The organism is Gilliamella sp. Imp1-1 (assembly GCF_001690415.1).
GTDB lineage: Bacteria > Pseudomonadota > Gammaproteobacteria > Enterobacterales > Orbaceae > Gilliamella > Gilliamella bombi.
The window spans coordinates 1-12,448 of record NZ_LZHK01000132.1 but is presented as its reverse complement, the minus strand read 5'-3'; the positions used below and the strand labels follow the sequence as shown (position 1 = coordinate 12,448).

Genomic DNA, 12,448 nt, shown 5'->3' with positions numbered 1-12,448 from the left:
GTTGATACTACTTTTTATTGGTTAATTTTGCACTGATCTTTTTCGCAGTGCAAATATCTTGTGTAATTTGTTGTTTTAATTCTGCTAATGAGTCAAATTTTTTCTCATCGCGTAATTTTTTGATGAACGTTATGTCTAAATATTGTCCATATATATTACTCGAAAAGTCAAAAAGATTTACTTCAAGTATTGCGGTTTTTCCATTAATAGTTGGTCTTATCCCAATATTGGCGATACCGTGATAATTCTGATTATTGCAGATATTTTTGACTTTAACTAAATAGACTCCTTGTAATGCAGGCTTTTTTCGAAGTAAGTGAATATTTGCTGTTGGAAATCCCAATTCCCTTGCTAAAGCATTGCCATGGACTACGCGACCTTGAATTGTATAATCACGACCTAATAGACAATGAGCCAATTCAAAATCACTATTCAAAAGTGCTTGGCGAATAGCAGTACTACTTATACGAAAATTATTCCAAACAAATGTTGGTATGCTTTCTACTACAAAATCATGATTTCGCGAATATTGTTGTAGAAGGTTGATATCCCCTTTACGTTCAAATCCGAACCGAAAATCATCACCAATTGTAATGTATTTAGCTTGTAGCTTATTGATCAACCAATCTTGAATAAAATGATCGGCAGACATATTGGCAAAAGTTTGGGTAAATGGAATAGCAATAATATAGTCGATACCTAATTTTTCAATAAAAATAACTTTTTCATGAAATGAAGTTAAACGTGACGGCGCATTATCTTGGGCAAAAAACTCTAGTGGTTGCGGCTCAAATAACATCACAACAGTGGGAAGATTGAGTTTTTTACCTTGTTTAATAATATGGTTAATTAATTGTTGATGTCCTAAATGCACGCCATCAAAATTTCCCAAGGTTAGAACACATTGAGAAAACTGATTTTTTAGATTAGTTATACCACGGATAATCTTCATGAAAACAATGTTATTTATATTAAGTAACCAAGAATTATACCAATCTTTCTTGAAGATGCACGCAATATAAAGTTAGATTTTGTCGCTTTTCTTCAAGCATTTTCACTGTTTGAGATAAAATGCTAAGTGACTCGGTCATACTTTAAACTGTTGTGATTCAAACATACTCATTTATAAAATTAATAATGGTTTAGTGCTCGCAAAAATTCTTGCCTTGTGCTTGGGTTTGTTTTAAACCCGCCTCCGAGTGCAGTTGTTGTTGTAATACTATTGGAGTCTTTAATACCTCGGGCTTTAACGCAATAATGGGTTGCATCAATAGAAACCGCCACATTAACTGTACCTAGTAGTGTTTGTAGTGCCACTAAAATTTGTTGTGTTAATCTTTCTTGTACTTGAGGGCGTTGGGAAAAAAAAGTTACAATTCGATTAATTTTCGATAAACCAATGACTTTATCTTTGGGAATATAAGAAACCGTTGCTTTACCGTCTATTGTGACAAAATGGTGTTCACAGACACTAGTTAGCGTAATATCGCGAACCGTTATCATTTCATCAACTTGCATTTTATTTTCGATTAACGTAATTTTTGGAAAATTTTCGTAATAAAGACCAGAAAAAATCTCATCAACATACATTTTCGACACGCGGTGAGGAGTTTGTGCAAGGCTATCATCAGATAAATCAAGTTCCATTAGCTTCATAATTTCACGAAAATGCGACTCGATTTTTGCTTTACGCTCATTATTATCTATAACTAGACGGCATAATGGTGTTTCAAGATTTTTAGCTGCAAGGGCTTCTTTGACTTTTTGCGCGGCAGGGCTTAATTGTGTCATTTATTACATACTCAAGCGAAAATGAATGAGTTATTATATAACACTCATTGCGCAATATACAGTTGTTTACACATGATTTTATACTGAAACATAGTGTTACCTGAAACTTTTTTACATTATATTGTTGACTTGGTAAGAATATTATTACCAATTAGGTGTTATACTATCAGCCATTAAATTAAATAATGTTTAGGTAACCATAATGCCAAATAATACACCGATTATTTTAATTGATGGATCATCTTATCTTTATCGTGCTTTTTTTGCTTGTCCACCATTAACCAATGCTAAAGGTGAGCCTACAGGCGCTATTTTTGGTGTGGTTAATATGGTTCGTAGTTTAATTAATCAGTACAATCCTACACATATTGCTGTGGTCTTTGATGCAAAAGGAGGATCATTTCGCAATGAGCTTTATAATGAATATAAAGCCACGCGAGATGAAATGCCTGAAAATCTTCGTCCGCAAATTGAACCTATTCATACTATTTTGAAAGCTATGGGATTACCATTACTTTGTATTGAGGGTGTTGAAGCCGATGATGTAATTGGTACATTAGCAAGACAGGCTGAGAGGGAGAATCTAGAAGTATTAATCAGTACTGGCGATAAAGATATGGCGCAGCTAGTGAGCGATAGAATTACATTGATTAATACGATGAATAATACCCAATTAGATCCACAAGGGGTAATAAAAAAATTTGGTGTTCCGCCAGAAAAAATTATTGATTATTTAGCTTTAAGAGGCGATTCGTCTGATAATATTCCTGGCGTACCAGGTATAGGTGAAAAGACAGCACAAAGTTTGTTATCTGAATTTGATGGTGTCGAGGATATTTATAATCGGTTAGACGATATTGAAAAATTGAAGATCCGAGGTGCTAAATCTTTAAAACAGAAATTGATTGATAATCAAAATGATGCCGATCTTTCTTATTTACTTGCAACAATCAAAACTGATGTTAAGTTAGATTTTTCCAATGAACAATTATTGGTAGGTGATATTGATGTTAAGGCTCTAGTTGAGTTATTTAATTATTATGGTTTTCATCGTTGGCAAAAAGAATTAATGGCTGGTACTTTTTTAAATCAGCAGAAAAATCAAGTTATAGAAGGTGATGATAATTACTTCATTCAAGAAGAACAAACAACAGCACAAAAAAGAGAGACTGATTACCAGTGTATATTAACTGAAAAGCAATTAGATGAATGGATCACAAAATTAACAAATAGTGGACTATTTGCTTTTGATACTGAAACAGATAATGTTGATCACGTGCATGCTAAATTAGTTGGTATATCATTAAGTGTTGAACCTCATCAAGCGGCTTATATTCCACTTTCTCATCAGTATTTAGGTGTTCCTAAGCAATTACCACTAGATGATGTATTAGCTAAATTAAAACCAATATTTGAAAATCCAGAAATCAAAAAAATTGCCCAAAATGCAAAATTTGATTACAGCGTGCTAGCAAATTATGGCATAACCATACAAGGAATTGCGTTTGATACTATGATTGAATCTTATGTATTAAATAGTAATGACCGTCATGATATGGATAGTTTGGCCAATCGCTATTTGGATCATAAAACCATTACTTATGATGAATTAACTAAATTTGATAAAATTCAGGTTACTATTGATAACATTGATGTGGAAAAAACCACAAAATATGCTGCCGAAGATGCCGATGTTACCTTACAATTGCATAATAAATTATGGCCAGATCTTGAAAAAGATGAAAAATTAAAAGCTTTATTCACTGATATTGAAATGCCACTTACCACTTTGATAGCAGAAATGGAACGAACAGGTGTTTTGATTGATGTTAAGTTATTAAATAAACATTCTAGTGAATTGAGAAAGAAATTAAACGAAATTCAAGAAACGTTACAATTGTTGGCAGGTGAAAAATTTAATCCAGCATCACCTAAACAGATTCAAGCTCTTTTATTTGATAAACATCAATTACCAGTTCTCAAAAAGACACCAAAGGGCGAGCCATCAACCAGTGAAGATGTTTTGAGTGAGCTAGCTAATCAATACGAATTACCACGCATGATCTTGCTTTATCGTAGTTTAGCTAAGTTAAAAAATACTTATACCGATAAATTGCCATTGATGGTTAGTCCTATCGATCATCGTATTCATACCAATTATAATCAAATCGGTACTGTAACTGGGCGATTGTCGTCAAATGAGCCAAATTTACAACATATTCCAGTGCGTAATCAAGAAGGCCGACGAATTAGACAGGCATTTATTGCGCCAAAAGGTTATAAGATTATTTCTGCCGATTATTCGCAAATTGAATTACGTATCATGGCGCATCTATCACAAGATAAAAGTTTACTTTATGCTTTTTCTCATGACAAAGACATTCACCGTGTTACGGCTAGTGAAATTTTAGGTAAAACTGAATCTGAAGTGACTTCTGAAGAGCGAAGGCGTGCAAAGGCGGTTAACTTCGGATTAATTTATGGTATGAGCGCCTTTGGTTTATCTAAACAAATTAATATTGCGCGTAAAGAAGCTCAGTTTTATATCGATCGTTATTTTGAGCGCTATCCAGGTGTTCAAGCGTATATGGACCAAATTCGCCAACAAGCTGCTGAACAAGGTTATGTTGAAACCCTATCTGGTCGACGTTTATATCTTCCGAAAATTAAATCAGGAAGTGGTATTGAACGACGCGGTGCTGAGCGTGCTGCCATTAATGCTCCAATGCAAGGTACAGCGGCTGATATTATTAAAACAGCAATGATTAAGGTAAGTGAATGGATAAAAAGCTTGCCTGTAGGTAATATTAGAATGGTTATGCAAGTACACGATGAGTTAGTATTTGAAGTAAAAGAAGAATTAGTTGAGCAATATAAAGCCCAGATAAAATCGATCATGGAAAATTGTTACCAACTATCTATACCATTAAAAGTGGATGTAGGTGTGGGTGATAATTGGGATGAAGCACATTAATCATACTAAATTCGTACTAAATAATTCAGCCTTATCTGTCTAGTTAAGGCTGATATTATACTTAAACGTATACTTTCCTGAAACTTTTTAACAAGTTAAATTAACCTGTTAACTATAATGGAACTATTGCCGAAACCTTTCGGCGTGTTAGAATAAGCAACTAAATTGAATCGATACAAACATATTATTCTGCTTGTTGATATATGGCAGAATTAAAGGAAATGGTGCTGGTATTCGTGTTGTTGTTAAAGCTCTATTTTCGTTATTATTAGGATTATTTCATGAAAATCAAAACCCGTTTTGCACCTAGCCCAACAGGCTATTTACATGTAGGTGGTGCTCGTACAGCACTTTATTCTTGGCTCTATACTCGCCATGCAAAAGGTGCATTTGTATTACGCATTGAAGATACCGATCTTGAGCGCTCAACGCCTGAAGCGATTGAAGCAATAATGGAAGGTATGAATTGGTTAAAATTATCATGGGACGAAGGTCCTTATTATCAGACTAAACGCTTTGATCGTTATAATCAAGTCATCGATGAAATGTTAGCCAAAGGTACAGCTTATCGTTGCTACTGTTCTAAAGAGCGCCTTGAAAAATTGCGTGAAGAGCAGATGGCAAAAGGTGAAAAAGCGCGTTACGATGGGTATTGCCGTTGTGCTTCAGTACAACAAGAGCATACTCATGATGAGCCACATGTTGTTCGTTTTGCTAACCCTACTGATGGTACTGTTATTTTTAATGATTTAATCCGTGGCCCAATTGAGATTGCTAATAAAGAGCTTGATGATCTTATTATTCGCCGCACTGATGGTTCACCAACTTATAATTTCTGTGTCGTTGTTGATGATTGGGATATGGAAATTACCCATGTTATTCGTGGTGAAGATCACATCAACAACACACCACGCCAGATCAATATCCTAGAAGCATTAGGAGCGCCAATTCCTAAATATGGTCATGTATCAATGATTTTAGGGGATGATGGACAAAAATTATCTAAACGTCACGGAGCGGTTAGTGTCATGCAATATCGTGATGATGGTTATTTGCCCGAAGCATTACTTAACTATTTAGTGCGTCTTGGTTGGTCACACGGTGATCAAGAGATATTTTCTGTTCCAGAAATGATTAGTTATTTTTCATTAGATGCGGTTAGTAAATCAGCCAGTGCCTTTAATACTGAAAAATTACTTTGGTTAAATCACCATTATATCAACCATCTTGATGCGGATTATGTTGCTCAACATTTAATTTGGCATATGAACCAACAAGGATATGATTTATCAAAAGGTCCTGATCTTATCACTATTGTTAAGTTATTTGGTGAACGTTGTAAAACGCTTAAAGAGATGGCTGAATCATGTGCTTATTGCTATCGAGATTTTGAAGATTATGATGCCGATGCGGCTAAAAAACATTTACGCCCAGTCGCCAAAGAGCCATTAGAAACAATTAAAGCAAAAGTTGAAGCTATTGCTGACTTTGATTGGCAAATTGATAAAATTCATCATGCGATTGAAGCAACTGCAACTGAGCTTAATGTTGGTATGGGTAAAGTTGGCATGCCATTACGCGTTGCTGTAACAGGTATCGGGCAATCGCCATCGGTTGATGCAACTGTTTTTGCGGTAGGCAAAAAACGAGCGCTTGCTAGAATTGATAAGGCTTTGGCATATATTAATCAACGTGAGCAATCTCAAAATTAATATATTTATTGCAGGGAAATCCCTGCAACCCTTTTTGTCAAAGTGAGAACTTCTATGGTTCGCTTAAAAAAACGCTATTGGATCGTACTCAGTATTTTATTTTTCCTCATATTGTTTTGCTTGTTTGGGTGGCATTATTGGCAGACTTTCAAGCAGAAAAATGGGATTATTGTCGATTGGCATGGTGTTAGCGTTGGCTTTAAAGGTCTTACTTTTGATGAACTTACTGTCAGTAAACCATCCCAAGTTTCTATAACTGCTAAAAATTTATCAATTTCATTATCGCAGTTAACTGCAAATAATTTAGATATTTATTGGCAACTCAATGAATCTGAAATAGCTTTAGAAACTATTGAAAATACGGTTGATACAACGACTGAAACGCTTAATCAATCTGATCCCGAGCTCTCTTTGATTTCAACTATTATTTATTGGTTACCTAAAACGATTCATATAGATACACTGCGACTTTATGAACAAAATAAAGCGAGATTAGATTTAAAAGTTGATATAAGTAAACAGCAAGAAGCAATACAACTTAATTTATCAACCAATACCCAAGAAATAACACAATTGTCTGCCACTTTGTTGTTTAATCAACAGGCTTTGCGGATTGACATACAAAACGGCCTTTTTAAAACATCCCTAAATCAATTTGGTTTACAAAATAGTAATTTAGTCTTACCGTTTACTGGTTGGCTATCTAGTCATCAATTGGAATTAATAACTTCGGATAAAGCATCAATTAGTTTAGAAAAAGCAAATCTTTCTGATGATTTAATCCTTGGTTCTTCCAATGGCGATTTCAATATTCAACTTAAATCAAACATTCCATTTGATAGTAACCAACTATCTGCTATAGCAACATTAACCATTAACAAACTCAATGGTATTTATAAAACTAGTGAAATTAAATCGGTTACAGGCGATATCAATATTATTATTAAAGATAACCAATTTACTATTTCAACACCAGTATTAAATATTCAAGAAGTAAATATGGGGATCGCTTTTGAAAAGATTAAATTAGTTGGAAGCTATTTAGCCTCGTTTAAAGCACCAAACAAAGGAGCGGTTACATGGAAAAAAGCTCAAGCTAATATCTTCTCTGGTTTGGTTTTTATTGAAGAAAATAAATTGAATTTAGCTAAATTACCCCAACAATTTAATTTAAGGTTAAAACAGATACAGCTAAAAGATATTTTTAAGCAATATCCTTCTGAAGGGCTTGCTGGTGATGGTGTAATTGATGGTGTTTTACCTATTACGTTATCAGAGATAAAGAAAAAGGGTGAAACAGCTTTAAAATTTGTCATTAAAAATGGCAAGTTAGTTACGATCAACGAGGGTTATTTACAATTTGAAAATTCTGCCCTCAAAAGCTATGGGCAAAATAACCCCAATATGAAAATACTCACTGATATTATTAAAAATTTTCATTATACTAAGTTACAAGGCGCAGTTGATTACGCTAATGACATTGCCAAATTAAAATTGAATATTCAAGGCAGTAATTTGGATGTCGAAAATGGTAAAGCGGTTAATTTAAATATCAACCTAGAAGAAAATATGACTAAGTTGCTTATGAGTTTGCAGTTATCCGATCAAATTAGTGAGCCAATCCGTAAACGTATTGAAGCTTATTTAAAAAATAAATCTTCAAAATAAGGGGTTATTTTATGGTACGAAATGTTATTGCAATTATAATATTAGCAGGTGTATTAACGGGATGTTCACCAACAGTTAAAGTTCAAGCACCGAGTGAACCAATTAATATCAATTTAAATGTTAAGATAGACCATGAAATTAATATTAAGGTTGATAAAGCTTTAGATAATATAATCAATAAATCTGGATTATATTAATTAATAAATTTTGTTTTTATCTGTCTTTTTGATTATAAGTATTAATAAAAATCTATACTCACATTCAAATAAATAAAATATGATGTATTTATTAAGGAGTTTGTTATGAATATCTGTAAGAAAGCAACCTTGGTATTATTTTCAGTTGTGTTATCTTTTTCTGCGTTTGCATTAAATTTAGATCAAGCAATAGATTCATTAAGCCAAGCCAAAGCACAAGGGATAGTTGGTGAACAGGCTGATGGTTATTTAGGTGTAGTGAAAAACGAAGGTAACGCTTCTGAAATTGCACAATTAATTAATCAGGCTCGTAAAGAACAATACCAAAAAGTATCAGCTGAAAGTAATGTCTCTTTAAGTGAAGTAGAAAAAAAGGCTGGTAGTAAAGCGCAAGAAAAGACCCCAGCAGGTCAATATATAAAGCGACAAGGCCAATGGTTAAAAAAATAATTGCTACTTTTTTTAATAGTAAGAAAAGTATAATCACATTATGCTTTAATTGTGTATAAATAATGTGTATTCTGTTTATTTAAATATTTGTTTTATGTTTAACAAAATAAAAAAATTTTTATCTAGTTAGTTTTTACTTGTAACAGTATCGCTTATGCGATTTGAAATGGAGAAAATCAATGTGTTCGATTTTAGGTATTCTTGATATTAAATCAGATCCAGAACAGCTACGAACAAAAGCATTAGAGCTATCATGTCTACAGCGTCATCGTGGTCCTGATTGGTCTGGTATCTTTGCGTCTGATAAAGCAATTCTTGCTCATGAACGTTTATCAATTGTAGATGTTAATACAGGATCTCAGCCTCTTTATAATAAAGATAAAACCCTAGTTTTAGCGGTAAATGGCGAAATTTATAATCATCAAGAACTCCGAAATCAGTACAAAGATCGTTATGAGTTTCAAACAGGTTCTGACTGCGAAGTGATTCTTGCTTTATATCAAGAAAAAGGTATTGATTGCCTTGATGAATTACAAGGTATGTTTGCTTTTATCCTTTATGATATCAATAAAGGCAGCTATTTTATTGGCCGTGACCATATTGGTATTATTCCAATGTATACAGGTCATGATGAAAATGGTACATTTTATGTTGCCTCTGAAATGAAAGCATTAGTGCCTGTTTGTAAAACAATTGAAGCTTTCCCTCCGGGATGCTATCTATCTAGTACCGAAGGTGAAATCAAAACGTATTACAAACGTGACTGGATGGATTACGAAAATGTGAAAGACAATAAGACAGATATTAATGCACTGCGTGTTGCATTAGAAGAGTCTGTAAAAAGTCATTTAATGTCTGACGTGCCATATGGTGTTTTATTGTCAGGTGGACTTGATTCTTCCGTCATTTCAGCGATCACTAAAAAATTCTCAGCACGTCGTGTTGAAGATCACGAAAAATCAGAAGCATGGTGGCCACAGTTACACTCATTTGCTGTAGGTTTAAAAGGTGCTCCAGATCTTAAAGCTGCACAAGCGGTTGCTGATCATCTAGGTACAGTTCACCACGAAATTAACTTTACCATTCAAGAAGGTATTGATGCGATTCGTGACGTGATTTATTTTATTGAAACTTATGATGTAACCACAATTCGTGCTTCAACACCAATGTATTTAATGGCACGTAAAATCAAAGCAATGGGAATAAAAATGGTTCTTTCTGGTGAAGGTGCTGATGAAGTTTTCGGCGGTTACCTCTATTTCCACAAAGCGCCAAATGCTAAAGAGTTCCATGAAGAAACCGTACGTAAATTAGCAGCACTACATATGTATGATTGTGCACGTGCGAATAAAGCAATGGCGGCTTGGGGCGTTGAAGCTCGAGTACCATTCCTTGATAAAAAATTCTTAGATGTCGCAATGCGCATTAATCCAAAAGATAAAATGTGTGGTAGCAATGGCAAAATGGAAAAACATATTGTCCGTGAAGCATTTGAGTCTTACTTACCTGCATCTGTTGTTTGGCGTCAAAAAGAACAATTCTCTGATGGTGTTGGTTATAGTTGGATTGATACATTAAAAGAAATTGCAGAAAGTAAAATTACTGATCAGCAATTAGAAAATGCAAAATTCCGCTTCCCATATAATACGCCAACTTCGAAAGAAGCTTATATGTATCGTGAAATTTTCAATGAACTATTTCCAGTTGAAAGTGCGGCTCATTGTGTACCTGGTGGTCCAACTGTTGCATGTTCAACTGCTAAAGCAATTGAATGGGATGAATCATTTAAGAACTTAAACGATCCATCTGGACGTGCGGCGGTTGGTGTTCATAACGACGCTTATAAAAAATAATTGGTTTTAGCGATAATTATTTGATATAAAAAAACGGGGAATATTCCCCGTTTTTTATTAACGATAGACCAAATTAAATTATTAATGCGCAGCGCCTTTAGGTGCACCAATCGGTAAAACCGTACGACCAAATTGCTCATTAATCACTTCTGCCATTGCTAGATAAACAGCACTTGCTCCACAAATAATGCCTTCAAAACCTGCAATATGAATAATGCCATGGTTACCTGAAATATTACCAATAGCTAATAAAGCAAATAAAACGGTTAAACTAGCAAAAACAAATTGTAATGCGCGGTTGCCTTTTAATGTACCAATAAACATAAAGCCAGTAAAAATTCCCCATAATGCAAGGAAAATACCAACAAAAGTGGCATCTGATGGCGCTGTTGCTGGTGAAGTTGGTAAATACCAAATACCCACTAACGCAATCCAAAAGAAACCATAAGAAGTAAATGCCGTTGTACCAAACGTATTACCTTTTCGAAATTCTAAAATGCCAGCAATGACTTGCGCAAGGCCTCCATAAAAAATACCCATTGAGACAATTACTGTCATAGCAGGAAAAAATCCAGCATTATGAATATTTAATAAAATTGTTGTCATACCAAATCCCATTAAGCCAAGAGGGCCAGGATTTGCAAGTTTTGTTTGTTCCATAAGGATCCTATAAATTAAGTAAGATGATTAAAGAGCGGCAATAATAAGTGTAGAAAACGCTATAATCAAGGTTTTAGAAAAATAATTTTTTTTACCCCTTGATATTAATAATAACGTTCCCATTTATGTGAAAAGAAAAAACATTTCTTTGTGAAGTAAGGGCTTGAAAATTAAAATTTAAGACTTATATACAAGAAATAAAATACAGGTTTTGAGGAGAAAAGATTATGGGTAAAATTATTGGTATTGATTTAGGTACAACAAATTCATGTGTTGCTGTAATGGACAATGGTCAAGCAAAAGTATTAGAAAACGCTGAAGGCGATCGTACAACCCCTTCTATTATTGCTTATACACAAGATGGAGAAATCTTAGTTGGCCAACCAGCAAAACGTCAAGCAGTAACCAATCCACAAAATACACTATTTGCAATTAAACGTTTAATTGGTCGTCGTTTTGAAGATACCGAAGTTCAACGTGACGTTAGCATCATGCCATATAAGATCGTAAAAGCTGACAATGGCGATGCATGGGTTGATGTTAAAGGTCAAAAAATTGCACCACCACAAATTTCTGCTGAAGTATTGAAAAAAATGAAGAAAACAGCAGAAGATTATCTTGGTGAAGCGGTGACTGAAGCGGTTATTACTGTACCTGCTTATTTTAACGATGCGCAACGTCAAGCAACTAAAGATGCTGGTCGTATTGCAGGACTTGATGTAAAACGTATCATCAACGAACCAACAGCTGCAGCGCTTGCTTATGGTTTAGATAAAGATGTAGGTAACCGAACTATAGCGGTTTATGACCTTGGTGGTGGTACATTTGATATTTCTATTATCGAAATCGACGACGTTGATGGCGAAAAAACCTTTGAAGTATTAGCAACAAATGGTGATACTCATTTAGGTGGTGAAGATTTTGACTCACGCTTAATCAATTATTTAGTTGACGAATTTAAACGTGAACAAAACTTCGATCTAAAAAATGATCCGCTAGCAATGCAACGATTAAAAGAAGCGGCAGAAAAAGCGAAAATTGAATTATCATCAGCGCAACAAACTGATATTAATTTACCTTATATCACTGCTGATGCAAGTGGTCCAAAACATTTAAATATTAAAGTGACTCGCGCTAAATTAG

Annotated in this window: 10 protein-coding genes; 7 read left to right on the top strand and 3 right to left on the bottom strand. The window is 34.2% G+C overall.

The window, feature by feature from the left end:
- Window positions 1-7: 7 nt before the first annotated feature.
- Both ribF and folE read right to left on the bottom strand, forming a co-directional pair.
- Window positions 8-952 (bottom strand): bifunctional riboflavin kinase/FAD synthetase, encoded by a 945-nt coding sequence (gene ribF, locus A9G38_RS10985; protein WP_034911282.1) that lies wholly within the window; start codon window positions 950-952, stop codon window positions 8-10.
- 179 nt (window positions 953-1,131) lie between these two features.
- Window positions 1,132-1,791 carry a GTP cyclohydrolase I FolE gene (folE, locus tag A9G38_RS10980; protein ID WP_034911276.1) on the bottom strand — a complete coding sequence of 220 codons (660 nt, stop codon included), beginning with the start codon at window positions 1,789-1,791 and terminating at the stop codon, window positions 1,132-1,134.
- A 202-nt stretch (window positions 1,792-1,993) separates the two neighbouring features.
- Here folE and polA point away from each other — a divergent pair, with 202 nt between their 5' ends.
- The 6 genes from polA to asnB all read left to right on the top strand — a co-directional run bounded on the left by polA (window position 1,994) and on the right by asnB (window position 10,645).
- Window positions 1,994-4,765 (top strand): DNA polymerase I, encoded by a 2,772-nt coding sequence (gene polA, locus A9G38_RS10975; protein WP_034911273.1) that lies wholly within the window; start codon window positions 1,994-1,996, stop codon window positions 4,763-4,765.
- Between the two features lie 281 nt (window positions 4,766-5,046).
- On the top strand, window positions 5,047-6,477 hold the full coding sequence (gltX, locus tag A9G38_RS10970) for a glutamate--tRNA ligase (protein WP_034911270.1): 1,431 nt from the start codon (window positions 5,047-5,049) through the stop codon (window positions 6,475-6,477).
- A gap of 120 nt (window positions 6,478-6,597) precedes the next feature.
- Complete coding sequence (locus tag A9G38_RS10965; RefSeq protein ID WP_162162647.1) at window positions 6,598-8,145, top strand: intermembrane phospholipid transport protein YdbH family protein; 1,548 nt, start codon at window positions 6,598-6,600, stop codon at window positions 8,143-8,145.
- Between the two features lie 11 nt (window positions 8,146-8,156).
- Window positions 8,157-8,342, top strand: a complete 186-nt coding sequence (locus tag A9G38_RS10960; RefSeq protein WP_034911268.1) for a YnbE family lipoprotein — start codon at window positions 8,157-8,159, stop codon at window positions 8,340-8,342.
- Window positions 8,343-8,447: 105 nt separating this feature from the next.
- The gene (locus A9G38_RS10955; protein ID WP_034911266.1) at window positions 8,448-8,792 is read left to right on the top strand and encodes a YdbL family protein; all 345 of its coding nucleotides are present in this window, start codon (window positions 8,448-8,450) and stop codon (window positions 8,790-8,792) included.
- Between the two features lie 179 nt (window positions 8,793-8,971).
- Window positions 8,972-10,645: an asparagine synthase B gene (gene asnB, locus A9G38_RS10950; protein ID WP_034911264.1), complete on the top strand. Its 1,674-nt coding sequence runs from the start codon at window positions 8,972-8,974 to the stop codon at window positions 10,643-10,645.
- A gap of 81 nt (window positions 10,646-10,726) precedes the next feature.
- Here the strand turns inward: asnB and satP are convergent, their stop codons facing one another.
- Window positions 10,727-11,305, bottom strand: coding sequence for an acetate uptake transporter (gene satP / locus A9G38_RS10945; RefSeq protein WP_034911261.1), 579 nt, complete (start codon window positions 11,303-11,305; stop codon window positions 10,727-10,729).
- Window positions 11,306-11,532: 227 nt separating this feature from the next.
- On the opposite strand from satP, the gene A9G38_RS10940 reads away from it, so the two are divergent.
- A partial coding sequence (locus A9G38_RS10940; RefSeq protein WP_176713262.1) for an Hsp70 family protein occupies window positions 11,533-12,448 on the top strand: 916 nt, incomplete at its 3' end.

Bases quoted from the DNA above. Each gene is read 5' to 3' on its own strand.
- A9G38_RS10955 (WP_034911266.1), top strand. From the start codon at position 8,448: ATGAATATCTGTAAGAAAGCAACCTTGGTATTATTTTCAGTTGTGTTA.
- satP (WP_034911261.1), bottom strand. From the start codon at position 11,305: ATGGAACAAACAAAACTTGCAAATCCTGGCCCTCTTGGCTTAATGGGA.
- ribF (WP_034911282.1), bottom strand. From the start codon at position 952: ATGAAGATTATCCGTGGTATAACTAATCTAAAAAATCAGTTTTCTCAA.
- asnB (WP_034911264.1), top strand. From the start codon at position 8,972: ATGTGTTCGATTTTAGGTATTCTTGATATTAAATCAGATCCAGAACAG.
- A9G38_RS10960 (WP_034911268.1), top strand. From the start codon at position 8,157: ATGGTACGAAATGTTATTGCAATTATAATATTAGCAGGTGTATTAACG.
- folE (WP_034911276.1), bottom strand. From the start codon at position 1,791: ATGACACAATTAAGCCCTGCCGCGCAAAAAGTCAAAGAAGCCCTTGCA.
- polA (WP_034911273.1), top strand. From the start codon at position 1,994: ATGCCAAATAATACACCGATTATTTTAATTGATGGATCATCTTATCTT.
- gltX (WP_034911270.1), top strand. From the start codon at position 5,047: ATGAAAATCAAAACCCGTTTTGCACCTAGCCCAACAGGCTATTTACAT.